The 24,635-nt window shown below is 54.3% G+C and carries 24 protein-coding genes; 16 read left to right on the forward strand and 8 right to left on the reverse strand.

The window, feature by feature from the left end; all coding sequences use genetic code 11:
- Positions 1-609 precede the first annotated feature (609 nt).
- Positions 610-1,509 (reverse strand): Rpn family recombination-promoting nuclease/putative transposase, encoded by a 900-nt coding sequence (locus ACI4OH_RS07975; RefSeq protein ID WP_435722058.1) that lies wholly within the window; start codon positions 1,507-1,509, stop codon positions 610-612.
- Between the two features lie 521 nt (positions 1,510-2,030).
- Between ACI4OH_RS07975 and ACI4OH_RS07980 the strand changes: the two genes are divergently transcribed.
- The gene (locus ACI4OH_RS07980; protein WP_439784558.1) at positions 2,031-2,600 is read left to right on the forward strand and encodes a GNAT family N-acetyltransferase; all 570 of its coding nucleotides are present in this window, start codon (positions 2,031-2,033) and stop codon (positions 2,598-2,600) included.
- Between the two features lie 130 nt (positions 2,601-2,730).
- Here the strand turns inward: ACI4OH_RS07980 and ACI4OH_RS07985 are convergent, their stop codons facing one another.
- Positions 2,731-3,552 (reverse strand): PD-(D/E)XK nuclease family transposase, encoded by an 822-nt coding sequence (locus ACI4OH_RS07985; protein ID WP_435722060.1) that lies wholly within the window; start codon positions 3,550-3,552, stop codon positions 2,731-2,733.
- Positions 3,553-3,830: 278 nt separating this feature from the next.
- On the opposite strand from ACI4OH_RS07985, the gene ACI4OH_RS07990 reads away from it, so the two are divergent.
- Positions 3,831-4,139: a Flp family type IVb pilin gene (locus ACI4OH_RS07990; protein WP_439784559.1), complete on the forward strand. Its 309-nt coding sequence runs from the start codon at positions 3,831-3,833 to the stop codon at positions 4,137-4,139.
- A 68-nt stretch (positions 4,140-4,207) separates the two neighbouring features.
- Positions 4,208-4,426 carry a hypothetical protein gene (locus ACI4OH_RS07995; RefSeq protein WP_435722062.1) on the forward strand — a complete coding sequence of 73 codons (219 nt, stop codon included), beginning with the start codon at positions 4,208-4,210 and terminating at the stop codon, positions 4,424-4,426.
- A 118-nt stretch (positions 4,427-4,544) separates the two neighbouring features.
- On the opposite strand, the gene ACI4OH_RS08000 is transcribed toward ACI4OH_RS07995, so the two are convergent.
- Positions 4,545-5,954, reverse strand: a complete 1,410-nt coding sequence (locus ACI4OH_RS08000) for a DASS family sodium-coupled anion symporter (RefSeq protein WP_435722063.1) — start codon at positions 5,952-5,954, stop codon at positions 4,545-4,547.
- Between the two features lie 201 nt (positions 5,955-6,155).
- Between ACI4OH_RS08000 and ACI4OH_RS08005 the strand changes: the two genes are divergently transcribed.
- Positions 6,156-6,947 carry a basic amino acid ABC transporter substrate-binding protein gene (locus ACI4OH_RS08005; protein ID WP_432646784.1) on the forward strand — a complete coding sequence of 264 codons (792 nt, stop codon included), beginning with the start codon at positions 6,156-6,158 and terminating at the stop codon, positions 6,945-6,947.
- A gap of 21 nt (positions 6,948-6,968) precedes the next feature.
- A complete protein-coding gene (gene mmuM / locus ACI4OH_RS08010) occupies positions 6,969-7,910 on the forward strand; it encodes a homocysteine S-methyltransferase (RefSeq protein WP_439784560.1) in 942 nt (313 codons plus the stop codon).
- Positions 7,911-7,983: 73 nt separating this feature from the next.
- Here mmuM and ACI4OH_RS08015 read toward each other — a convergent pair whose 3' ends face one another.
- The 5 genes from ACI4OH_RS08015 to ACI4OH_RS08035 all read right to left on the reverse strand — a co-directional run bounded on the left by ACI4OH_RS08015 (position 7,984) and on the right by ACI4OH_RS08035 (position 12,677).
- A complete protein-coding gene (locus ACI4OH_RS08015; protein WP_432646786.1) occupies positions 7,984-9,102 on the reverse strand; it encodes a sensor histidine kinase in 1,119 nt (372 codons plus the stop codon).
- The gene (locus ACI4OH_RS08020) at positions 9,095-9,829 is read right to left on the reverse strand and encodes a response regulator transcription factor (protein ID WP_439784561.1); all 735 of its coding nucleotides are present in this window, start codon (positions 9,827-9,829) and stop codon (positions 9,095-9,097) included. Before ACI4OH_RS08020 ends, ACI4OH_RS08015 begins: the two co-directional genes overlap by 8 nt.
- A gap of 48 nt (positions 9,830-9,877) precedes the next feature.
- Positions 9,878-10,486 carry a DUF6803 family protein gene (locus tag ACI4OH_RS08025; protein ID WP_432646788.1) on the reverse strand — a complete coding sequence of 203 codons (609 nt, stop codon included), beginning with the start codon at positions 10,484-10,486 and terminating at the stop codon, positions 9,878-9,880.
- A 159-nt stretch (positions 10,487-10,645) separates the two neighbouring features.
- Positions 10,646-11,323 carry a CpXC domain-containing protein gene (locus ACI4OH_RS08030; protein ID WP_432646789.1) on the reverse strand — a complete coding sequence of 226 codons (678 nt, stop codon included), beginning with the start codon at positions 11,321-11,323 and terminating at the stop codon, positions 10,646-10,648.
- A 127-nt stretch (positions 11,324-11,450) separates the two neighbouring features.
- Positions 11,451-12,677 (reverse strand): MFS transporter, encoded by a 1,227-nt coding sequence (locus ACI4OH_RS08035; protein ID WP_432646790.1) that lies wholly within the window; start codon positions 12,675-12,677, stop codon positions 11,451-11,453.
- A gap of 339 nt (positions 12,678-13,016) precedes the next feature.
- Here ACI4OH_RS08035 and ACI4OH_RS08040 point away from each other — a divergent pair, with 339 nt between their 5' ends.
- From ACI4OH_RS08040 to ACI4OH_RS08090, 11 genes are all read left to right on the forward strand, one after another.
- Complete coding sequence (locus ACI4OH_RS08040) at positions 13,017-13,235, forward strand: hypothetical protein (protein WP_432646791.1); 219 nt, start codon at positions 13,017-13,019, stop codon at positions 13,233-13,235.
- Positions 13,222-13,980 (forward strand): transporter substrate-binding domain-containing protein, encoded by a 759-nt coding sequence (locus ACI4OH_RS08045; RefSeq protein WP_439784562.1) that lies wholly within the window; start codon positions 13,222-13,224, stop codon positions 13,978-13,980. The genes ACI4OH_RS08040 and ACI4OH_RS08045 overlap by 14 nt, the downstream gene beginning before the upstream one ends.
- Positions 13,981-14,041: 61 nt before the next feature.
- Entirely contained in the window at positions 14,042-14,686 is a 645-nt protein-coding gene (locus ACI4OH_RS08050) for an NAD(P)H-binding protein (RefSeq protein ID WP_439784563.1), read from the forward strand.
- 377 nt (positions 14,687-15,063) lie between these two features.
- Positions 15,064-15,459 carry a D-ribose pyranase gene (gene rbsD / locus ACI4OH_RS08055; protein WP_432646794.1) on the forward strand — a complete coding sequence of 132 codons (396 nt, stop codon included), beginning with the start codon at positions 15,064-15,066 and terminating at the stop codon, positions 15,457-15,459.
- Positions 15,460-15,571: 112 nt separating this feature from the next.
- Entirely contained in the window at positions 15,572-16,579 is a 1,008-nt protein-coding gene (locus tag ACI4OH_RS08060) for a LacI family DNA-binding transcriptional regulator (RefSeq protein WP_432646795.1), read from the forward strand.
- Positions 16,580-16,609: 30 nt separating this feature from the next.
- Complete coding sequence (gene rbsK, locus ACI4OH_RS08065; RefSeq protein WP_435722071.1) at positions 16,610-17,524, forward strand: ribokinase; 915 nt, start codon at positions 16,610-16,612, stop codon at positions 17,522-17,524.
- 50 nt (positions 17,525-17,574) lie between these two features.
- Positions 17,575-18,915 (forward strand): L-fucose:H+ symporter permease, encoded by a 1,341-nt coding sequence (gene fucP / locus ACI4OH_RS08070; RefSeq protein WP_435722072.1) that lies wholly within the window; start codon positions 17,575-17,577, stop codon positions 18,913-18,915.
- Positions 18,916-19,090: 175 nt separating this feature from the next.
- Positions 19,091-20,242 (forward strand): glycerate kinase family protein, encoded by a 1,152-nt coding sequence (locus ACI4OH_RS08075; RefSeq protein ID WP_435722073.1) that lies wholly within the window; start codon positions 19,091-19,093, stop codon positions 20,240-20,242.
- Positions 20,243-20,439: 197 nt separating this feature from the next.
- The gene (cooS, locus tag ACI4OH_RS08080) at positions 20,440-22,572 is read left to right on the forward strand and encodes an anaerobic carbon-monoxide dehydrogenase catalytic subunit (protein ID WP_439784564.1); all 2,133 of its coding nucleotides are present in this window, start codon (positions 20,440-20,442) and stop codon (positions 22,570-22,572) included.
- A gap of 145 nt (positions 22,573-22,717) precedes the next feature.
- On the forward strand, positions 22,718-23,689 hold the full coding sequence (locus ACI4OH_RS08085; protein WP_432646800.1) for a coiled-coil domain-containing protein: 972 nt from the start codon (positions 22,718-22,720) through the stop codon (positions 23,687-23,689).
- Positions 23,686-24,618, forward strand: a complete 933-nt coding sequence (locus tag ACI4OH_RS08090) for a polysaccharide deacetylase family protein (protein WP_439784565.1) — start codon at positions 23,686-23,688, stop codon at positions 24,616-24,618. Before ACI4OH_RS08085 ends, ACI4OH_RS08090 begins: the two co-directional genes overlap by 4 nt.
- Positions 24,619-24,635 lie beyond the last annotated feature (17 nt).

Consider the following 24,635-nt stretch of genomic DNA (forward strand, 5'->3'; position numbering starts at 1 on the left):
CGCGAGGGAGGCTATGCGATTTTATTTTGCTTCAAAAGTTGTAAAGTGCTGTTACCATAATATATTGATTGTAAACATATGAGAATTGACTTTGTCTATTTCTTCATTCGATTGCAGCCGCCCGTGAGGGAATGTGTCAATCATTCCGCATTGTCAATACGAGGCATCTTGTAGACATGACATTTCTACGTTTCATTATTTCGGAACCAGTTAAAATCCGTTCTTCGGCACCACTAGGAATTACACGGCTTCGCGGGGGTCCTGCGGGGCCTTTTTTGTTATTTTGACTTTCCTTTTTTAATTATTCCCTTCTATAAAAGTCAAAAAGAAAACAAAGACAAATCAAATTCCTACTGCTTGAAAAAACTGGATAAATCGCTCCGAAATATTTGACAAATACGTTAAAACATGATATCCTAATTATAGTTTTCATAAAGTGCTCTGAAAAGAAGCTGGCAGACGAAATAGATTGCTGGCTTCTTTTCTTTTGCCGAAGGGGACTGCCGTCCGGCCTCGGTGTGCGACGCGAAGAAATGGATTGACAAGCAAGAACAATTCAGTTTTGGGCACAAAAATCCCCGCAGCATGGCGGGGCTTCTTGTATTTAAGTTAATGCAAGTTCTTCTGAATGAGCTCTGCGTATTTTGTCTGATCAGCTTCGGGGATATCGAGCATATCCATAGCGGCTTCCATGCTAAGACTGCCTTTTCGCATTAAGGTTTGGATATTTCTAAGCATGGTCTTTTTCCGCTCATCTTCCCGTGCCGAGGCAAGTTCGGAGCGGCGGTCCATGATGGCCATTTCGCGGTTGATGTAGCGGCGGCGCTCTTCTTTGTCGCTCAAAAAGACCTGCGTCGCGTCCATCGCATCTTTGATTTTTTCGTCTTTCATCGCCAGTTCCCTCCGTTCTTCTTTCGTCAGCTGGTTGGCAAAATACGCGAGCCAGCGTTCCATCTTCGTCAGCTGGCCAATCGGCTTTTTCGGTGCCTCGGCGTATTTCGGGATTTCGAGAAAATGCAGCTCGAGGTCTTGATTCAGCCGCAGGCTGTTGACTTCATCGTAGAGGATGAAGCGCGAGTGCGGCTTTGCATGGTGAAACACGGAAAAGCCGAGGATGTTAATCGTAATCGCCGGCCGCAGGTCCTGATACTTTTTGCCGGCCGGCAGGGACATCAGGTACATCTGCGCCCAGTAGTAAAGCGTGCGGCGCTGGATGTTCTTCTCGTTGACGACCTGCACTTCGACGTCGACCTGCTCGCCCGTATCGAGTTCGCAGGCCACATCGAGACGCGTCAGCTTGTCGTCCTCATGTTCGGGTGTTTTCTCCGTCTGGTCAAAACGGATGTCGGCAATGGCATGGCCGAGCGACTGCTGCAGCACGGCGTTCAAAAAGTCAATCGTGATCTGCTTGCGCTCCTCTTTACCAAAAATGAACTTGAAGAGGACGTCGTTCATCGGGTTGTAATGGTCGGCATCGAGCTGCCGCGAAAGCTCTTCTTCTCGTGTCAAGGCAAGCACCCCTTTTTGCTTTCATTATACCATAGAGAATGCGGAAAAGTCAGCTTTTGCCTATGGGGAAGTTACCTTGTGTCCATACTTTGGGAATCAGGTAGTCAACTGATGAGGAAAATTCATGCATTAAATACTGACCGTTGGAGTGGCGAAAAATCTTAATACTATCGCCATGAATCCTGTCAAATATAGCAGAACTGAATGCATGCAGGGACTGCAAAGGGATAAAGCTTTAATTGACAGATAGCTGAAATTTTGGTTAAATAAAGTTAGAGAGCAGAAATACAAGACAACATAAGTCTTAGAGCCATCTCGCAGCACCGTTATCTGCCGTACAGGCAGTTTAGAAAAATTAAGCGCGTCAAGAAATATGCGGTATATAGTTATCTGCCGCACAGGCAGCTTAAAAATGGCACGAAAAATTTTTGTAATTGCATAGACATGAACCATAAAAGACCTTGAACTTTTGTGTTTCATGTCTTTTTATTTGGCATAGGTCAATATGGGAGAGAAATAGCATGACAGAAGACATCACAATTCGCATGGCACAGTCAGACGATGCCGAATCTTTAGCGAGAATCTATCAATACTACGTAGAGCACACAGCCATCACCTTCGAATACGAAGCGCCGAACGCGGCGGAGATGAACGCGCGCCGCGAGAAGATTCTCGCTCATTATCCGTATCTCGTCGCAGAAAAGGACGGCAGAGTCCTCGGATATGCGTATGCGCACGAATTTTACGGCCGCGCGGCGTACGGCTGGTCGGTCGAGTCGAGCATTTATGTCGACAAAGATGCACGCAAGCTTGGGATCGGGCGCAGGCTTTATGATGCTTTGGAAGCAGCTTTGCGCAAGATGGGAATTCTCAACATTAATGCGTGCATTGCGGTGCCGCGGACGGACGATGACCCGTATCTGACAAATGGCAGCGTCGCGTTTCATAAGAGGCTTGGTTACGAAATGGTCGGCACGTTTCACCAGAGCGGCTATAAATTTGGCCGGTGGTACGATGTCGCATGGATGGAGAAGATACTTGGCGAGCATCCGGAGAAGCCGGCACCTGTTAAAGATTTTGACAGATTTTAGGCTATGCGTCTTTAGCATTGAGCGGCTGTGGGAATTGTGTCGCTGATGAGCTCTTTTGTTCCGATTGGTCTATGTACGAAAAATCCTCGCGGTGTCAACGTCCGCGAGGATTTTTCTATATGTTTTTCGTTTACAACATCATCGTGATCTTCTTGCGCATGTCAAGAGGTACCTTCAAAAGGTCCATGGCTTTATCCTTGTCACAGTGAAGTGATTCCATCAAACTGCGTACGCTGGTCAAAAGAGTTTTTAAAGAACCTTTTTCTTCGCCTGCATGGTGTTCTTCTGCCATCCATTCTTCAATTTCTTTGCACATGGTATTCACCTCTTCCGGATTTTCTTTATAGCGGCGAACAGTCTCCCGTAATGGTTCAAAATGCATGTCATGGTAGTCCCGGCTGCGGAAATCGTGCATAAGCTTTCCAATTTCATCATTACCGGTATAGGCACCGTTCACGTAGATGATATGCTCGCCATCATGGAAGGGCTGTTGCAGCTCTTCAACGATGCGTTCGATATGGTAGAGTGGCAGACGGTGCTGCAATACATCGTTTTCTGTGATGAAAATGACGTAGGTTTCCGGCAGCTTTTCAGGATTAGCTCCCTTGGGCAGGCTGTTGAGGTCAAGCAGACTGCTGTTAAAGCGGGCCCGCTTGCGGCCGGCACCTTTGTCACTGCGCTGAATCTCAATGTCATATTCACGGTTCTGACTGTCAATGGCGTGTACATCAAGACGGATTCCTCTTCCCTGCAGACTCGGAATGGTATATTCAATCTGGCAGGAGAGAGCGGTTAAATCCTTTTTGTTCAGGATAATCTGCAAGATACAGGTTACTGCTGCTGTATTGTCTTTTAGACAGCGTTTCATGAAATCATCATCCATCAGACGAAAGCGCTTTACGATGGCTAAAGCCCTTTGGTGACGGTCTTGCGGGATGGTCTGATTAGCCATAAAAATTTTCCCTCCCCTTTGGGCGCTATCCTTAATTAATTTTATTATAACATAAGATTCTGAAAGGAAGAAGATGGCGATGGCGAGCATCCGGAGACGCCGGTACGAGTTAAAGATTTCTGTGAGATGCTTTTTTCTTGATGGCATTGGCAAAGGGACATTCGTATTTGACAGATACCTTATCAATTGCTTACAATAATAATGCAAGAACAATTTGATTTAAAAGAGAGATCGACTGTTGGCAGTGGGGGTCTTTTCCGATTTTTGAGGTGCTGGCAATGAGAACGTGGCTGAAAAAAATCATAGGGGAACACGGACAGGGCATTGTCGAATATGCCCTGCTGCTGGCGTTCGTTGTGGGCTGCGCGGCGGCTTTGTTCAGCAATAGCGGACTTGCGGGCGGCATCAAGCAGACTTTTTTGCAGGTGGCTGATACTCTGGAAGGTATCCAGCTGCCGCAGATTGATGAGAGCAATTATACGGACGAAGAGAAGCAGGACAAGCAGAGTATGGATGATATTGCCAGAGCTGTCGAGAAAGCCATTCGCAACGGAGATATTATTTTTTCGGATGGGTATCCGGCATAAGTTGGCCGGCAGGCGGAAAGCCTAAGGTTTTTTCGTGGACTGCTCCCAATCCGAACGGCAGTGTATCCATGACGGATATGTGGGGCATTGTCGGCAAGTACGGTTCGAATGGTTTGAGCAGCCAAAGCGTCAAGAGCGGTACTTCGGGATATTATGGTGTTGCGATTACGAGCAATGGCGATAATTCGTATACGACAACATATTACAGGGGTTCAAGAACGGACTATGAACACAATCGCGGCATCTATTCGAGTGATGCCATCGGCTCTGTGACCTGGACGAAGTGACCGCGCTTTGTCTGCACCTATATATAATAGAAGGAAACTGCCCTGCATGGGCTGGAATTTTTATCCGGCTCATGCAGGGCAGTTTTTTATCCGTACGTTTTATGCTGTTTTTCGAAGTTTACCAGAGTCCGATAACTTTCCACCAGGCAGCGCCAATGGTCAGGTAGATGAGCGTGGTGATGGTCGTCATGATGAAGCCATTGCGCCACCATTCACCCTGCGTGACGTAGCCGGCACCGAAGTAAATTGGGGCGCAGCCGTTGCCGTAATGCGTGAGGGAAATCGGGACGTCGGCGAAGATGCCGAAGATGATGGCCGTCATGAGCGGCGGGGCACCGACGGCGACAGCGACGGCGATGAACGCGGCGTAGAGCGCGCTGATGCGGGCCGTGACACTGGCGAAGCAGTAATGAATGTAGGTGTAGAAGAGCAGCAGGATGAGTGCCGAAGCGACCCAGCCGAGTCCGAGCGAGGAAATCGCTGCACCTGCGGAGCCGGCCATCCATTTGATGATGCCGGATTTGGCAAGGGCAGAAGCAAGGGTCATGAGCGAACCCATCCAGAACATGGCGTCCCAAGCGCCTTTTTCACTCAGTACATCTTTCCAGTTGATGACGTCAAAGATGATCATGATGCAGACGGCGGCCATGGCAACCGGCGTAGCGCCGATGTGCGTGAGGCCGGACGTAGCCCAGAAGAACAGCGAGCCGAGGAAGACGGCAGTCAGATATTTTTCGCTGCGCGACATCGGGCCCATGGCCGTGAGCTCTTTCTGTGCGAGCTGCTTGGCATCGGGGATGCTGACGAGCTCCGGTTTCGTCAGTTTGAGCATGACGAGCGGGACGAGCAGCAGGCTCAGGAGACCCGGCACAATCGCGGCACTGGCCCAGCCCATCCAGGTGACTTCAACGCCGAGCGTTTTGGCGGCGAGGGCCACGCAGAGCGGGTTGCCGGCCATGGACGTCACGAACATCGTACAGGTCACGGCGTCGCAGTGATAGCCGACCTGCATGAGATAGGTACCGATTTTCTTAGCCGTTTTTTCCGGCTCGGAGCCGAGCGCGCCGGCGAGGGAACGGACGATCGGGTACATGATGCCGCCGCCGCGGGCCGTGGCCGATGGCGTGGCAGGAGAGATGATGAGTTCACTGAACGCGATGGCATAGCCAAGGGACAAGGCACTCTTGCCGATGGCTTTGATAATGCCGAAGGCGATGCGTTTGCCGAGGCCGCTCTTGATGAAGCCGCGTGAATAAAGGAAGGCACAGACAATGAGCCAGATCGTGGAATTGCCGTAGCCTGCGAGCGCGTCGCCGACTTTTAAAAGTCCGCTCAGCGTCGAAAACGTGATGGCGATGAAGGCGACTGCGCCGATTGGCAGAGGCTGCAGGATGAAGCCGACAACTGTCGCGATAAAGACAGCTGCAAGATGCCAGGCGACAACCGTCACGCCGTCCGGAACGGGTGAGAACCAGATGATGGCACCGATTATGAGCGTAATCAGTGCATTTCTTTGTTTCTTACTCATAAAACAACACTCCTTTCTTGGTTTTAGTGTAAAGGTTATAGACAGAAAAGTCAATAAACATCGGGCAAATGTAAAGGTTCAGACTCATTCAAAATACAAATGAATCTCATAACTTTTATAATGCATATTGACATAGTATGCATTATACGGTAAGATGAGTCTTAACAAAGATACAATAACGTTGCGTGAGGTGTGCATGATATGAAGAAAATAATCTTATTGCTTTTGAGCATCTGTCTGCTCGGCACGGCAGTGTTGGCGGCTGGCTGCGGGCAGCAGGCGCAGTCGGACAAGAAGGTGCTGAAAGTCGGCATGGATGCAAGCTATCCGCCGTTCGGTTCGCAGAATCAGGATACGAATGAGTATGAGGGCTTCGATGTTGATATTATCCGCGCGATTGGTGCCGAGGAAGGTTTCGATGTTGAGATCAGCAACCGTTCGTTCGATGGCCTGATCCCGGCGCTGCAGGCAAAGGAAATCGATGTGGCGATCAACGACATCACGATTACGGATGACCGCAAGCAGTCGGTCGATTTCTCGAAGCCGTATTACATCGCGGGCCTCGGTGTGGTCGTAAGGGCGGACAACGATACGATTCACACGGCCAAGGACCTCGAGGGCAAGACGCTCGGCGTTTCAATCGGTTCGACGGGTGAGGAAGCCGCGCGCAAAATCCCAAATGCCAATGTCCGCGTGTTTAACGCGATTAATGAGGCGTTCCTTGAGGTCCAGAACGGCGGCGTCGATGCCGTCGTCAACGATATTCCGACGAATGAGTACTATGTCGCGCATGCAAACAACAAGAATGTGCGCACGGCCGAAGTCGCTTTGACGAAGGAGGACCTCGGCATCGCGGTGCTCAAGGGTAATACGGAGCTCTTGAAGAAGATTGATGATGGTCTCGCAAAAATCAAGGCCAATGGCAAGTTCACGGAGATTTACCAGAAATGGTTTGGCAAGGAGCCTCCGCAGGAGCTTTTAGAGGATAAGTAAGAGAGTAGAGGGGGATTTTGTATGAATACGATTGAGACATACCTGTCGAAATATCCGCTCATCGTGCTTGACGGCGCGTTTGGCACGGAGCTCGCGCGGCGCGGCTTTGACACGAATGATGAACTCTGGTCGGCCAAGGCGCTTTTTGAGAAACCGGAGCTGGTCGAGGCTGTGCACCGCGATTATTATGAGGCCGGTGCCGATGTCTCGACGAGCGCGAGCTATCAGGCGACGGTCGAGGGCTTTGAGAAGAAGGGCTTTTCGCGCGAGCAGGCAAGGGAGCTCATCGTGCGTTCCGTCCGCCTTGTGCAGCAGGCAAGGGATAAGTTTTGGGCGCAGCAGGCGAAACGGCAGGGCAGGCCGAGGCCGCTCGCGGCTGCTTCGGTCGGACCGTACGGCGCGTATCTCGCCGACGGCTCGGAGTACCGCGGCGACTATCATGTAAGCCGTGCGGAGCTTGCCGACTTTCACGCGGAACGCCTTGATATTCTCGTAGGCGCGGAGCCCGATATTCTGGCCTGCGAGACTTTGCCGCTGCTCGATGAAGCGTTGGCGATTCTTGATGACCTGCACCGCTACACGGATGCCGGCGCGTGGATTTCGTTTTCGTGCAAAGACGCGGAGCACACCTGCGGCGGCGATAAAATCGCGGACTGCGCGCGCGTGCTCGACAGGGAAAGTCAGGTCGCGGCGATTGGCGTCAACTGCACGGCGCCGCAGTATGTCGCGGACCTCATCAAAAAGATCCGCGAACATACGGCAAAACCCGTCGTCGTTTACCCGAATACAGGCGAGACGTACGACGCCGTGACGAAGACATGGCACGGCAGCCCGACGCCGTATCATGATTTTGTGCGCCAGTGGTACGAGGCCGGTGCAAGGCTCATCGGCGGCTGCTGCCGCACGACGCCCGACGATATCCGCGGCATCGCGGCGCTGCGCCGGAGCCTGCAGGCAAGATAAAGACAAAAGCAAAAGACAGAAGAAACTTTCATGAGCGTGAGAAAGGTTCTTCTGTCTTTTTTGTTTTTATAGGTTATTCGCTTTTCAGGGATTTGGGCAGATGGATGACAAAGCTCGTGCCTTCTGCGGAGGATGAGACGGTAATGGTTCCGTGCTGGATTTCGACGTACTGCCTGGCAAGGGCGAGGCCGATGCCGGAGCCGCCCGCGGGGCTGTTTGTTTCGCTCTGGGCATTTCTTGAGCTTCGGTAGAATTTGTCGAAGATATGGGGGAGTTCGTCTTTCGCGATGCCCTCGCCGTCGTCGGTGACGGTCAGCAGGATTTCTTCGCTTGTTTCGCTCAGTGCCAGCACAATATGGCTGCCATTTGGCGTGTGGCGGCCCGCGTTGATGAGCAGGTTGCCGATGACCTGGCGCATGCGGTCGGCGTCGAGGTGCAGCAGCAGGGATTTTTTAGGGATTTCACAGCGCAGTTCCTGCTGTTTTTCTTCGAAAAGCGGCTGCATCAGCATGACCATCTGCGAAGCGAGCTGGCCGAGGTCGACTTTTTTGATGTGAAGCTTGAGTTCGTGGACTTCGGCGAGGGAAAGGTCGCGCAGGTCTGTCACGAGCCGGCTCAGGCGCATGACCTCTTCCTGCATGGCGAAGAGCTGCTCAGGTGTCGGCTCGCTCACGCCGCTCGTCATATTTTCGAGTGAGCCCTGCAGCACAGCCAGCGGCGTGCGCAGTTCGTGCGTGATGCTTGCAAAAAAATCGCGCCTTGTGGCTTCGCTCTTCTCAAGTTCTGCGGCCATCTGGTTGAAGACTTCGGCGAGCCGGCCGACTTCATCTGCCGACGTGACTTTGACGCGCTGGTCGAAATGGCCGTGCCGGACTTCCTCGGCTGCAGATGTGAGCCGGCGAAGGGGCCGTGTGATGCTCGCGCCGATGAGCGAGCTTATGAGGAAGCCGAGCAGGATGAAGAACAGTCCGACCCACCAGAGCGACTGATGGACGGAATGGATGAACATCATTTCGGCCGCACCGTGTTCCATGACGGCAAGGTGCAGCGAGAGATAATCGCCAAAGGCCGCTTCCATCTGGTGCTGTGTGAGAAAAATCAGGCTACAGACGGTGAAAGCGAGCAGCAGAAACGTGCTGCCCGCGACTTTCCACTGCACGCTGTTCCATTTTGCGCTGCGTGGGTCAAACACGATGTTCACCTCCGTCTGTTCCGCCGTCAAAGCGATAACCGATGCCGTAGACGGTCTGGATGTACTTGGGCGCGTGCGTGTCGCGTTCGATTTTTTTGCGCAGATTGCGGATGTGCGCGTCAATCGTGCGCTCGTAGCCTTCAAAGGTAAAGCCATGGGCGGCATCTAAGAGCTGCAGGCGGCTTAGAACCTGTCCCTGGTGGCGCAGGAAGAGTTCGAGCATCGAGAATTCAATCGGGGTAAGCGCTAAGGACCTGCCATCAAGTTCTGCTGTATGCTGCTGCACATGCAGGCAAAGCCCGCCGGCAGAAAGCGTATCGGCAGGAACGGCAGTCTGCTGCGGCAGGCCGCCCGTGCGGCGCAGAATGGCCTTCATGCGGGCCGCAAGCTCGCGCATGGAAAAGGGCTTGACGAGATAATCGTCAGCCCCGATTTCGAGTCCTAATAATTTGTCGACTTCATCGTCGCGTGCCGTCAGCATGATGATGGGCACCTGCGAGGTCTGGCGCACGCGGCGGCAGACTTCAATGCCATCGAGCTTTGGCATCATGAGGTCGAGAATGACGATGGAGAGACGCTTGGCGGCAATCGCCGCGAGTGCCTCGATGCCGTCGGCCGCTTCTTCGACCTGCCAGTTTTCCTTTTGCAGGAAATCGCGCAGCAGACTGCGGAGTCTGGCGTCATCGTCGACGAGGAGGACGGTCCTGTTTGTTTCCATCTCGTTCATTCCCTTCTATATAATGTATAATGCAGGTGCCGACAGCGGCCCCATGCTTTACTGCTGGCTGCCCTGATTCATCGAATGGGAGCCGTGATGCATCGACTGGTGCATTTCGTTCATGTCCGCGTTGTTCATATGGCCCATATCATCGTGGTCCATTGGCATATTGCCCATATCATGCTGCATGTTCATCATGTTCTGCTGCACGGGCGGCTGCCAGCCGCCGAGGGTCGGGTCGACCATGCCGAAAATCATGGCGATGTGGCTGACAATCAAAAAGCCAATGAGCAGCAGGATGTGGTGCCACTGGCGCTTGGCGGACGGTCCGCCGAAGACGCCGAGCTCCTGCAGCGTGATGGCGCCGAGCGGGAAGATGCCGGCGAGATAGGCGAAGACGGCGAGTTCGTCAATCCAGCCGCGGAACGTGAGTCCCGGGATGACGTGCAGCACAAAATAGAGGAAGACGATGGCAAAATAAATACCGGCGGCAAGGCCGAGGCCGTGGCTCAGGCGCTTCCAGCCCGCGCTCCTTTCGGGCCGCGCGAGAATGAAGAGCTCCGCAGCCGTCAAAAGCTCGGCCATCGCGACGGGCAGGACCATGAAGGCAATGAGGTTCCAAGGTTCATTGCTCATGAGCACTTCCATGTAATTGGTCATCATCATAAGATATCCTTCCTTTCGATTCATCCTGTACCTGTTCTTGTATGGCTTCATTATAAAGAAAAAATGTGCAGAAGCTGTGGCCGGAATGTGAAGAAAATATGAAGAATATCCCTGATGTCAAAAGACTGTGCTCATCGCTTTTGGAAGCCCTGCCGGATTTTAGATTTCCGCGAGGGACTTCAGGAAGTTCTGGGCCCAGTTCGTGTCGATGACGGGGTCGGATTTGCGGATGTCATGGAGCTTTTTCGCGTATTGGGTGTGGACTTCGTTGTAGATTTTGCGCGAGAAGTCGGCGAGGCCGAGTGTTTCCTTGCCGCGCACGAGCTGGACGCGGTGGTGTCCCTTGGAATCCGTGTAGAAATAGGCCTTTTCGCCGCCCTGTGCCTTGCCGGCTGCGGCGTACTGGTAAAGGACCATGAATTTGTAGATTTCGACGAGGCGGTCGTCGAGACCGGCATCGAAGATAAAGAGTTTTTCGCGGAAGGCGAGTCGGTCGTCGACAGCGCGCAGGACGTAGGGGCGCGTCGTCTTTTCCATTTCTTCGGCCCAGTCTTTGAGTGCAACGCCCTTGCCGCGCAGCATTTCGAGGGCCTTGCGGCCGTCCTCGAGTTTGCCGTAGTTGATCATGAAGTGGTCCTCGGGCTGATGGTAGAGAAACGGATAGTCGACCGTTGTCTTTGCGCCGCAGCTCGGGCAGACGAACTGAAACAGCGAGCCGTCGCGGACTTTTTCCTTGAGCGCGGGGCTCTCTTTCGTGTTGATGCTCTTATAGACCGTGAACTCGCCCTGTGTATGGCATTCGGGGCAGGTGACATTGACTTTTCTGATGCTGGTCATGTATTCAAATCCTTTCGTGCGACATAGTATGTCTTGATGATAGCACATTCCGCGCAAAATAAAAAGGTCAGCTCGGGGGCTGACCTTTTTGCAAAGTTTCTTCTATATTATATAGCAGGAATCCGTTTTATGCTTTCTGTTCGACATGACGGTTCTTCGTCTCTTTCATGAGCAGCGCCACGACGAAGAGGCAGGCCTCAAAGGCGACGACGATGATGTCGAGTGCTGCGACATGGCCGAGCGTGGTCGTCAGGAAACCCATGAGCGGGCCCGAGAAGAAGGAAAGGAAGTAGCTTGAAGCACCGACAATGCCCGTGGCGAGGCCAATCTGGCTCGTGCTGACGCCGTCCTGTGCAATCGTGTAGCCGAGGACGTAGATGGCATGCAGGCCGATGCCCATGATGCCGCCGACGATGTAGAGAATCGGGGACGTCTGCGGGATGAAGTGGAAAATCAGGATGGCGCAGAGTGCGTTGAGTCCCGAAAGGCAGATGATGGTCGGTTTGCGGCCGAATTTATCGGCAAAGAAGCCGAGCACGACGCCGCTGAGACCGCCGATGCCGTAGATGGCACCGAAGAACGAGCCGGCTTCGACCGGGCTGAAGCCTTTGTACGTCATGAAGAGGTACGGGCCCATCGAGGCAAAGCCCCAGTACGGGATGATGTTCAAAATCTGGATGAGCACGCCGAGCCAGACAACTTTGTTGAACCCGACGGTGCGGATGGCTTCAACGAGGTGGATGCGCTTGATGTCGGTCGAGGTATCGGTGTATTTTTTCTTGAAGCCGAAAATCAGGAGCAGGCCGAAGATGACCGTGACGAGGCCCATGTGCTGCAGGCCGATGCTCCAGTCCCCCGTGCGCTGCAGGCTCCAGCCGTAATACGTCGGGCCGACATAAGCGCCGACAGAGTAAAAGGTCATCATGAGGCCGTTGAGCATGGCGCGGGCAGCCGGGAAAATCGAGCCTGCGACCGAGTACATGACGATGTTCCAGCAGCCTTCAAAAATACCGAAGCAGACGCGCCAGAAGGCCGCGCCGACAAAGCTTGCCGACGTCGTGACGCAGGCCGTCATGCAGCCGAGGCCGACCATGCCGAAAATCAGCATGCGCTTGCGGCCAAAGCGGTCAGCGAGGTACCCTGCCGGGATATCGACGAGTGCCTGACCAAGGGTGAAAATCGTGCCGATGGTGCCGAGCTGTACGGCTGTCAGCGAAAGCGAGGCTGCGACGGCCTTGAGGCCTACGCCGAACGAAAGGCGGTTTGCCGAATAAAACGCATAGCCGAGCGCCAGCAGGAACAGCTGAAACCAGAGGATTTTTGGGATCTTGAGGGAGTTCTTATTTTGTTCCATAATTTATACGCCCTTTCTAGATAAATGATAAATATGATTGAGAGATTGTTTTTGATTATAGCACTTACAATCAAAATGTAAACCGTGAAAAGAAAATAAAGATAAAAATTTTTATACAGGATACATTATACGATAAAGGGCAAATAAGTACGAGAAAAATAGTATCTGGACTAATAATAGCAGACATTTTTTGCGCTCGTATGTTTGCTTCAAGAAATACATCAAAATGTGTATCTTTTATGATAAAAATCTTCTATAATAGGATGAGAAGAAATTTCTGGAGACGGGAATTTTACTATTGGGGTATATCAATATAGAAAGCTAGAAAGGAAGATTTCTATGACAGGTTATAAGAGCGTCCTGATAAAGGACACGACGCGGGAGGAGCGCGTGGAAATTGTCCGCCGTTCGCTCTCGTGCGAGTCAGGCTGTGAGAATTGTTCGGGCTGCGCTTTAGGCGTGGGGGACCCGTTCAAGATGTTTGAGCCGTATATCGACGGCAAGATGGAAATTCGCGAAATCAATCAGCGTTTCCGGGCGAGCTATGGTGTACACTGAGAAAAAGAGCGGTGGAGCCGCTTTCGAAAAAATACAGAGCCGCGGGAAACTCATCGTTGCCACTCCGGGGGATTACTGCCCCATGGCGTACAGCAGTGATTTGCTGAATGGCTATCAGGGTTTTGATATCGAGCTGGCCTGGCGGCTGGCTGCACGCCTCGGCGTAAAAGTGGATTTTGTGCCGACTTCATGGGCGTCTTTGGCCGATGACGCGAAGCTCTCGCGCTTTGACATGGCTGTGGGCGGCATTTCGCGCACGGCAGAGCGCGCGCAGAAGATGACGCTGTCGGCAGGCTATTTGTCTGTGGGCAAGACCATCCTCTGCCGCAAGGGCGAGGAAGAACGCTTCCAGAGCCTTGCGGATGTGGACCAGCCGGATGTGCGCGTCATGTACAATCCGGGCGGCACGAACGAGGATTTCGTGGAAAGTCATTTTAAGCAGGCAAAAATCCGCCTCGCCGCGGACAATGCCCTGATTCCGGCGCGCATTGCCGAAAACGAAGCCGATGTCATGATCACGGAGACGGTCGAAGCCGCCTTTTACGTGAAGGAAGATCCGCGTCTGGCCGCGCCGCTTTTGGCAAGTCCTTTTACGAAGGATGAATTCTGCATCGTGCTCAGCGAAGACTGCGCACCGCTGGTGGATAAAGTCAACGAGATCCTGCAGGGATTCCGCACGGATGGCACGCTGGAGCATCTGTGCAGGGATTACCTTGGCAGCCTGGCAGGGACGCAGAATGCCTGAAGGCGCGTTTCGCGGGCAAAACGATGAATCGAACCAATAGAATGAAGGAAATGTTTTAGAGATGAAGGCAATTGTAGTAGGGGCGACGGGGGCTGTCGGACGCGACCTCGTGCAGGTGCTCTGCAGTGACCCGCGCTATACGGAAGTGCGGACCTTTGCGCGGCGCGAGCTCGGCATCGAGCATAAAAAGCTCAAGGCGTATGTCGTGGATTTTGGGCGCACGGAAGGCTGGCAGGACCTCGTGCAGGGCGACGTGATTTTCTCGGCCCTCGGCACGTCGAAAAAACAGGCGGGCTCAAAGGCCGCCCAGTACCATGTCGACCACGATTACCAGATGATGTTTGCGGAATTTGCGAAAAAACACGGCGTCCGCCATATGGTGCTCGTCTCGTCCGTCGGTGCGGATGCCCAGTCGAAGTTTTTCTACCTGAATCTCAAGGGACGCATCGAAGACGAGATGGAAGCACTCGGCTTTGCGGGGCTCACAATCCTGCAGCCGCCGTCTCTTATCCGCAAGCACGCAAAGCGTCCTTTGGAGACGGTGTCCGTCAAGGCCATACAGGCCCTGAATGCCATCGGCCTCTTTAAGGGCATGGCCCCGATTTCCACGGAACTTGTCGCCAGATGCATGGCCGACGCCGGTGCCGAAGACTTCAAGGGAGTCCGCCGCATCACGGGCCAGGCCATCCGCACGTTCGGCAAATAAAACAAAATCACCTTTATACCGCTGTGTCTTTGTGGTGACAGCGGTATTTTTATGTAAAATTTTACAAAAATATTTATATAATATTTTACATAAAAGGTTATAAGTGAACGGAAATAAAATTTATACCCATGCCTAAACAAGTGATAAAACGTCTAAAAATGCCTATATCAGCGCAGTAAAACGCTTATTTTACCAAAAACAAGAAAATTTCCCCTAAAAATATATAAAATAATATCTAAAAATCTATTGATTTATTTTACGTCACGCGTTATAATAGCATCTGTAAGGAAACAGAAAGAAGTCAGCCGACAAAGAAGAATAAATCGAACAGAAAAGAGCTGGCGAATCTGGTCAATATAAGGTAAGGGGAGATTTTGATGAAGAAACATGGCATCCTGCATGCGGAGCTTTCGCGCTGCATCGCAGCACTCGGGCATAAAGACCTTTTCATGGTCGGAGATGCCGGCATGCCGATTCCACCGGGAGTTGAGGTCATTGATTTAGCCGTGACGGCCGGCGTGCCGTCGTTTAAAAGCGTTCTTGACGCCGTGCTTGAAGAGGCCGAAGTCGAGGGCTGCTGCCTCGCCGAGGAAATCAAGACGGAGAACAAGGACCTGCACGCCTATCTGCAGGAGAAGCTTGACACGGTGCCGTTTGAGTACATGCCGCACGAAGAGCTCAAGCAGCTTTCGGCCAAGGCAAAGTTTGCGATCCGGACCGGTGAGTTTTCGCCGTATCCCAACGTGATCCTGCGTGCCGGCGTTGTCTTCTAAGGCATTGATGGTCCCTGAGACAAAGAAAGCAAAGAAAAAGGGAAGGGTCTTGTCGTTGCGCGTTCCGCCTGCTTCGTTTAGAATGGTAAGAAGAAACAAGGAGGCTGGGACCGTGAAGATAAACATCAAAAAATTAAGCGAGCTGTCGGGCTTTTCGGCAGCAACCGTCTCGAACGCCCTGAACGGCAAGCGCGGGGTCAATCAGGAAACGGCACAGAAGATACTGGCATTGGCGCGTGAATACGGCTATGTCGTGAGCAGCCGCATCCAGAGCATACGGCTCGTGATTTACCGCGACAGCGGCGAGGTCTGCTCCGACGCGCCGTTTTTCGCTTCGCTGATTGAGAGCATCGAGAACGAGAGCCGCAGGAACGGCTACGAGACAAAGCTCGTCAATCTCTACCGGCAGGAGCCGGATTACAAGCAGCAGGTCGAGGAGCTTTTGGGGGACACCTCGTCGGCCATGATTCTCATCGGCACGGAACTCGACGAAAAGAACGCGGAGCCGTTCCTCAGGGCGCAGATGCCCCTGGTGCTGCTCGACTGCTCGTTTGAGAATCTGCCGTTTCAGTGCGTCTTGATGGAAAACGAAAATTCCGTCGCCGAGGCCGTGCGCTATCTCATTGCGAAGGGACATGAGAAAATCGGCTATCTCTACGGTTCCGTGCGCACGCGCAATTTTATCTGCCGTGCCAATGGCTACCGCCGCGCGCTGCTCGAACACGGGCTGCCGGCCGCGGAGTCCTTCCAGTTCGAGATGCCCGTGTCCATCACGGGGGCTTATGAGGCGTTTGGCAGATTGCTCGAAAATGGCGTGGAGCTGCCGACGGCGTTTTTCGCGGACAACGACATGATCGCGCTTGGCGCGATGCAGGCCCTGCAGAAGTACAAATACCGCGTGCCGGAGGATGTGTCAATCATCGGCTTTGACGACATCGACTTCAGCGAAGTCTGTGCTCCGGGCCTCACGACGATTCACGTTTATAAGAAGGAACTTGGCCAAACGGCCGTGCGCCGCCTTTTGGAGCTCATCCGCGAGCCTTCGCAGGCGAGAATGCGCATTCAGGTTTACAACAAGCTGATTGAGCGGGGCAGCGTTGGGAACCCGCGGGCAGAATGAGAGAAAGATAAATATATAGGAGGAAATAAGATGAAGATTGCAGTGATTGGGTCGACGATGATGGATATCGTCTCGTATACGGATGAAATGCCGCAGGCCGGCGAAACGCGCCGCGTCAGCGGCTTCCATATCGCGAGCGGCGGCAAGGGGGCCAATCAGGCCATCGCAGCCGCAAAGCTCGGCGCCGACGTCGTGATGATGACGTCCGTTGGCGATGACATGTTCGGCGAACAGTCACGCAAGAATTTTCAGAACCATCATATTGATATGAGCCTTGTAAAAACGGCAAAGGATACGTCAAACGGCATTGCGACGATCGTCGTCGACGAGTCGGGCCAGAACCGCATCCTCATCAACCCGGGCGCCAACGAAAAACTGCGGCCGGAAGATATCGAGAGGGCAGCTGGGGAACTTTCAAAATGCGGCCTTTTCGTCCTGCAGCTCGAGGTGCCCTTAGAGACGGTTTATGCCGCCATCCGCTTTGCTAAGGCGCATGATATCAAAGTTCTCCTGAATCCGGCTCCAGCCAGCCGCAAACTCTCGCTCGACATGGCCTGCCAGTGCGATTTCTTCGTGCCGAATGAGACAGAACTCTCCATCCTCGTCGACAAGCCCGTCGACACCATCGAAAATGTCAAAGACGCCGCGAAGAGCCTTGTCAAAAAAGGCCTTTCGAACGTCATCGTGACAATGGGCAGCCGCGGTTCGCTGCTCGTCACGGAAGAAGAGACGCAGCTTGTGCCTTCGCTGAAAGTCGACGCCGTCGACAGCACGGGCGCCGGCGACGCCTTCATCGGCTGCTTTGTCGACACGTATGCGCGCACGGAAGATGTGCTCGGCTCGATGCAGCGCGCTTCGCAGTACGCGGCGCTGAGTGTCACGCGCAAAGGCACGCAGGATTCCTACGCCGATGCCGAAGAATTTGCCGGCTTTCTCGATGCCTGAGCCTTTCGGGCGGCATCTTGCATAAAAATGATTCAGGAGGATTTAATCCGATGGCAAAAAAAGAAATCATCCAGTATGACAATGGGTATATCAGCAGAACCCCGATTTTCCAGTTTATCCTGCTCTCGTGCCTGATCCCGCTCTGGGCGGCGGCCGCGAGCCTCAATGATGTCCTGATTACGCAGTTCAAGAGTGTCTTTGCGCTGAGCGACTTTGCTTCGGCTCTCGTACAGAGCGCCTTTTACAGCGGCTATTTCCTGATTTCCATCCCGGCTTCGATGGTCATCCGCAAAACGACGTACAAAACGGCCATCCTCACGGGTCTTGGTTTCTACATTGCAGGCTGCTGCCTGTTCTTCCCGGCTTCACACATGGCGACGTACACGATGTTCCTCATGGCAATTTTCGCCATCGCCATCGGCCTCGGCTTCCTCGAGACCTCGGCCAACACGTACAGCACGATGCTCGGACCCGAGAAATACGCGACGCTGCGCCTGAACATCAGCCAGACGTTCCAGCCCATCGGCTCGATTGCCGGCATCCTGCTCGGCAAATACCTGATTTTCCAGGAAGGCGGCAGCATGCAGAGCCAGCTCGCCACGATGGACGCCGCACAGGCCGCAGCTTTCAAGATGGAAATGCTGCAGCACACGCTCGAGCCGTATCATGTGATGATTTACATTCTCGCTGCTGTCTTCATTTTGTTTGCTATTACGAAATTCCCGAAATGCAAGGTCAAGTCGGCCGCTGACAAGGTGCCGAGCCTCGTCGAGACGCTTTCGTACCTCGCGAAGAACAAACGCTTCAAGAAGGGCATTGTGGCCCAGTTCCTCTATGTCGGCATGCAGGTCGCCGTCTGGTCCTTCACGATCCGCCTTGCTTTGCACCTGAATCCGAGCTTCAACGAGCGCATGGCCGCAAACTTTATGGTCTACAGCTTCATCTGCTTCTTCATCGGCAAATTCGTCGCAAATTTCCTCATGGCCAAATTCTCGGCCAACAAAGTCCTCGTGGCCTATTCCGTCATCGGCTGCCTCGTTCTGCTGTACACGTCGTTCGTGCCGGATATGACGGCTCTCTGGGCTGCGGTCTCCGTCAGCCTGCTCTTCGGACCGTGCTGGGCAACGATTTACGCCAAGACGCTCGAAGCTGTCGAGAAAAAGTACACGGAAACGGCCGGTGCCATTGTCGTCATGTCGATTGTCGGCGGTGCCTTTGTGCCGGCCCTGCAGGGCTTTGTCTCGGACGTCACGGGCTCGATGCAGTTCTCGTTCATCGTCAACCTCTTCTGTTTTGCCGCCATCGGCCTTTACTTCCGCAGTGAAGCCAAGCTCGAGGCAGCAGCAAAAAACAGTGCCAAAGAAGAAAATCTGGTGGAATCGGAAGCATAAAGCTTCTCATGCTCCCTGTAAGTGGGCCGGCCTTGTGCCGGTCCGTTTTTGTTTGCCAAGCATATGTTTCTGTGAACCAGCAGGATATGATATGGATATAAGGATGTGATATAATAGAAAGAAAGAACAAAAAATGTACAGAATCAGGCCTCAGGCCTGCAGAGGAGGGGCTGTTATGCGCATTGTCATTGCTATGGATTCGTTCAAAGGTTCGATTTCTTCCGTGGAAGCGGGCGAAGTCCTGAAAAAAGCGATTCTGGACTGTTATCCCGATGATATCGTCAGAGTGTATCCGCTGGCCGATGGCGGTGAGGGCACGGTCGACGCCCTGACGCAGGGACTTCATGGCAGCATTGTGCCCGTCATGGTCACGGGACCTCTCGGCACGCCCATCAAGAGCCGCTTTGGCTGCCTGCCGCAGACAAAAACCGCCATCATCGAGATGGCCGATGCCTCGGGGCTGCCGCTCGTGCCGATGGCGCGCCGCAATCCGCTGCGCACGACAACGTACGGCCTCGGCGAGCTCATCCTCGCGGCCCTTGATAAGGGCTGCCGTCATTTCATCATCGGACTCGGCGGCAGTGCGACAAATGACTGCGGCCTCGGCATGCTGACGGCGCTGGGGTTCCGTTTTTTGACGGCAGAGGGTGCAAAAGCGGGCATTATGGGCGGGGACCTTGCTGCGGTCGCACACATTGACTGTACCGGGGCCGATAAGCGCCTGGCAGAATGTAAGTTTGAAATTGCCTGCGATGTCAAGAATCCCTTGACGGGGCCTGAGGGCTGTTCTTGTGTCTTTGCGCCGCAGAAGGGGGCTTCGCCTGAGGTCGTCGCGCGCATGGACAGGGATATCGACCATTTTGCGCGCCTTGCGGAGACGGCACTCGGCTGTGAGGGACGCGAACTGGCCGGAGCCGGTGCCGCGGGCGGCCTCGGCTTTGCCTTCCACGCGTTCCTGCAGGGCGAATTAAAGCCCGGCATCGACCTTGTGCTCAAGGCCATCGGCATCGACAAAGGCCTGCAGGTCGCGAACGTCTTAATTACGGGCGAGGGCCGCATGGACGCGCAGTCGGCCATGGGCAAGGCGCCGGTCGGCGTCGCGCAGCTCGCGAAAAAATGCCAGAAAGACTGCCTGACGATTGCACTCTGCGGTGCGGCTGCGCGCGGTGCCGAAAACGTCAACCAGCACGGCATCGATGCGTATTTTTCCATCCTGCACGAACCGATGTCCGTGACAGAAGCCATGGAACGCCATGTGACGGAAACGAATCTGCGCCAGACCGCACAGCAGCTCATGCATATCCTGCATAAAAGCATCGACGCTTGAGAAAAATCTCTGCTTATCAGAATATCGGACAAATGCCTGCGTACAATGGAAATGTGAGAAACGTGCGCGGGCATTTTTGTTTTCTGTGTAAAAAAACATTGACAAGCACAGGGAAAATCAGTATGATAGAGATACCATAAAGTATACTATATATATATGTTTTCTTAGATAGAAACAGGAACAATAGGAGAGCAGCTATGTCGGAAGAAAAACACATTCATAACCATGAGCATGAAGAGCAGCATGCTCATCACCACCATCACCATGAGCATGAGCATGAGCACGGTGAGCATGGCCATCATCACCATCACCACCATGACGGCGGCCCGCTGAAGCCGGGCGAGCATCCGGACTGGCGCACGCATGTGCATGCTCCGGGCGAGCATCACGAAGTCGGGGTCAATGACTATATGAAGGCCATCGCCGAGTACCGCAAGACGTTTGCCTCAAAGGAAGATGTCCTGCGCGAGACGCCGGACCCCGCTGTGCGCGAAATGATTAAGTACCTTGGTCAGCTCGGCCAGGATACGGTCTTTGACCGCTTCGACCAGCAGAAGCCGCAGTGTACGTTCGGCCTGGCCGGCGTCTGCTGCAAAATCTGCAACATGGGCCCGTGCAAGATCACGAAGAAAAGCCCGCGCGGAGTCTGCGGCGCCGATGCCGATGTCATCGTCGCGCGCAATCTGCTGCGCAGTGCGGCAGCCGGCGTCGCCCAGCACGGCGCACATGCCCGCGAACTCCTGCTGTCGATGAAATTTGTCGCCGAAGGCCGCCTCAAGCTGCCGATTCTCGGCGAAAAGAAACTCCGCACCGTCTCGAAGGCCTTCGGCCTTGAGACGGAGGGCAAGTCAGCCCAGCAGCTGACGGGCGAGCTCGCCGACATTCTTCTCGAGGATTTGAGCCGCGCCGTGCCTGACGACTACAAGACCATCCGCGCGATGGCCCCGAAAGAGCGTCAGGATGTCTGGGACAAGCTCGATATCATCCCCATCAGTGCGTATAATGAAGTCTTCGATTCCTATCACCGTACGGGCGTCGGCACGGATGGCGACTGGGAGAGCCTCATGCAGGAATTCCTGCGCTGCGGCCTTGCCTTCTGCTTTACGGGTGTCGTCGCCGCGAATATCGGCACGGACGTGCTCTTTGGCAACGGCCACCGCGCGACGTCGAAAGTCAATATCGGCGCGCTCAAAGAGGGCTGGGTCAACATCGCCGTGCACGGCCATCTGCCGACCCTTGTCAGCGAGATCGTGCGCATCGGCCGCACGCCGGAGATGATTGAGCTCGCAAAGGCCCACGGTGCCAAGGGCATCCAGTTCTACGGCGTCTGCTGCTCGTGCCTCGCGGCCATGTACCGCTATGAGGGCGTCATCCCGCTTTCAAATGCCGTCGGCGCGGAGCTCGTGCTCGGCACGGGTGCTCTCGACCTCTGGTGTGCCGATGTTCAGGACGTCTATCCTGCCATCATGGACGTCGCGCGCTGCTTCAAGACGACGGTTGTCACGACTTCTGATAATGCGCGCCTGCCGGGAGCCGAGCATTATGCCTACGACCACTACCATTCGAATGTCGAGGATACGGAGAAAATCGCGCGCAAGATTGTCACGCGCGCCATCGAGAGCTTTGCACAGCGCCGCGATATCCCCGTTCATATTCCGAAATACGAAGTCACGGCTGAAGTCGGCTTCACGGCGGAAAATGTCGCCGAGCAGTTTCATGGCTTCAAGGACCTCTACGAGGCCCTGAAGGACGGCCGCATCCGCGGCATCTGCAATATCGTCGGCTGCTCGAATCCGCGTGTCGTCTACGAGCGCGCGACACTTGACGTCGCCCGCACGCTGATTCAGAACAATATCCTGATTCTGACGAACGGCTGCGCGTCGTTCCCGCTCTTAAAGATGGGTCTCTGCAGCAAAGAAGGGGCCGAGGAGGCCGGCGATACGCTGAAGGCCTTCCTCAAAGAGCACGACCTGCCGCCCGTCTGGCATGTCGGCGAATGCGTCGACAACACGCGCTCTTCGGCCATCTTCGGCGGCATCGCCGCTGTGGCCGGCGTGCCCATCAAGGATATGCCGTATTCGTTCTCGAGTCCGGAATGGTCGAATGAGAAGGGCCTCGATGCCTCGCTGGCCTTCCGCCTCTTCGGTGTCGATTCGTACCACTGCGTAGAGCCGCCCGTGCAGGGCTCGACGAAAGTCGAGAACTTCCTCAAGCGCGATACGAAGGAAACGCTCGGCGCTGTCATGCACGTCAACGTCGACCCAATTGCCCTCGGCAAACAGATTGTCGCCGACACGGAAGCCCAGCGCGCCAAACTCGGCTGGAAGTAATATCGTATTATAGAAGTAATATCGTATTATAATAGAAGGAACTGTCTTTGCGATGGTTCCTTCTTTTTTGCTGTAAAAATCCCTTTTGCACACAGGGCGGGAAAAGACTATACTAGAAGGCAGAACAAATGATGGGGTGATTTGTATGGCAAATGTCAAAACCTATAAAATGGAGCCGGAAACGAGTGCAAAGCTCCAGAAAATCTGTGAGGAGCTGAACCTGACCTGGGATGGGACCTTCCAGACGCTCGCGAATCTCTATGCCCAGCAGAAGGCCGCAGGGGCCCTGCCGGAGCGCGGCATGGAAGTCAAGGAATTTCAGAGCCTTTTAAACCGCGTGTCGGAGGCCTTTACCTATGCCCTGACGGTCAATGCCGATGCCGAAGAGCGCATCCGTCAGGAATTTGCGAAGAAATTTGCCGCTCAGCAGCAGGCGCTGCAGGAGGCACAGAATAAAGCGGAGCGCGCCGAAAAAGAGCGCAGGGACATCGAGCTCAGGAAAAAGGAAGCGGAGAGTCAGGCCGCAGCCTTCCGTCAGCAGCTCGAAAAAGTCACGCGCGAGGCCGACCACGCCGCAGAAAATGCCCGCATTGCGGCCCAATCGCAGGCCGATGCCCTCGCAGACAAGGACCGCCTGAACAATCTGCAGGCACAGCAGCTCAAAAACCTGACGGCCGAAAAGGAAAAATGGCAGGCAGAGGCAGCGAAAGCTGCTGACCTGCAGGATGCGTGCGATGGCCTGCGCCGTGAGCTCGACGCCGCCCGGCAGGCCAAAAAGCAGGCTGAAAACGATATCGACAAGATGAAGCGCGCCCTGCGCGAAAAGGAGCAGGAGCTCAAGGCCCGCACGGATGCCCTCGAAGAGCAGTATCTGCACGAGAAGCGCATGCTCATGGCCAAGGCCGAGAACGAGCGGCAGTCGGCTGTGCTCAAGGTCAAATCGGAATACGCCGCGCGCATCGAGTCGCTGCAGGAAAAATACATGGCCCAGCTTGAGAAGTCCTATGCGCGGCAGCACGGCGGGGAATCCGCTGCCGCCGGCGATGCCCCGAAAGCAAACGCTGCCAACGATGCCGTACATAACGATACTGTAGATAAAGAAGGAAATGTACAATGAAAATGCGGAAAATGCGCCATTTACGCCATTTAAGAGAAGTCCTTGGCTTGTTTGCCGGACTTTTTCTCTTGTCCTCTGCCTTTTGGCTGACAGGCTGCGGCATGACGTCCGATAAAGGAAATCAGGAACAGGCCGCTTCTTCGTCATCATCGGCGGAGAGCGAAAAGGCAGAGCAGCCCTCCTATGTGCTCGCCGCCGATGATTTTTCGAATCTGCAGCTCACGGACCCCACGCTGCCGGTTTACGACAAATACACGCTGTCGGACCGTCGCGCCAAGAATCTGACGACGGTGCTGCCAAACATCACTCCTTATAAGGAAGGAAAAGTCGTTTACCTGACCTTTGACGACGGCCCCGACGACAAGAACACGCCGGCCATCCTCGACATCCTGAAGGAAAACGGCGTCAAGGCTACGTTCTACGTGACGGGCGCACATGCGGAGCTGCATCCGGACATCCTGCAGCGCATCTTTGACGAGGGCAATGCCATCGGCAACCACAGCTACGACCACGATTACAAGAAGCTCTACGTCTCGCCGCAGACCTTCCTCGCGGAGATGGAGCGCACGGATGAGATCATCCACGGCATCATCGGCGTGCGTCCTCTTATCCTGCGCGCTCCGGGCGGCGTCATCGGCCATTTCACGGATGCCTATGCACCGGCGCTGAAGGCAAGCGGCTATGTCGAGCACGACTGGAATGTCAGCTCGGCCGACGCCGCGCCGAACCATCCGGTCGCGCAGGATTTCATCGACAATATCGACAGCCAGACCGACCAGTCCGTAGCGGCGCACAGTGCGATCATCCTCATGCACTGCTCCGAAGGCCATGAGGAAACGGTCAAGGCCCTGCCGAAAATCATCGAGATTCTCAAGGCCAAGGGCTATACATTCGGTGTCGTCACGCCGATGACGCCGCAGCCGTGGTAATGTACCGCTGATAAGAT

It is taken from the genome of Mitsuokella apri (genome assembly GCF_051886055.1).
In the GTDB taxonomy this organism is placed as follows: Bacteria; Bacillota; Negativicutes; order Selenomonadales; family Selenomonadaceae; genus Mitsuokella.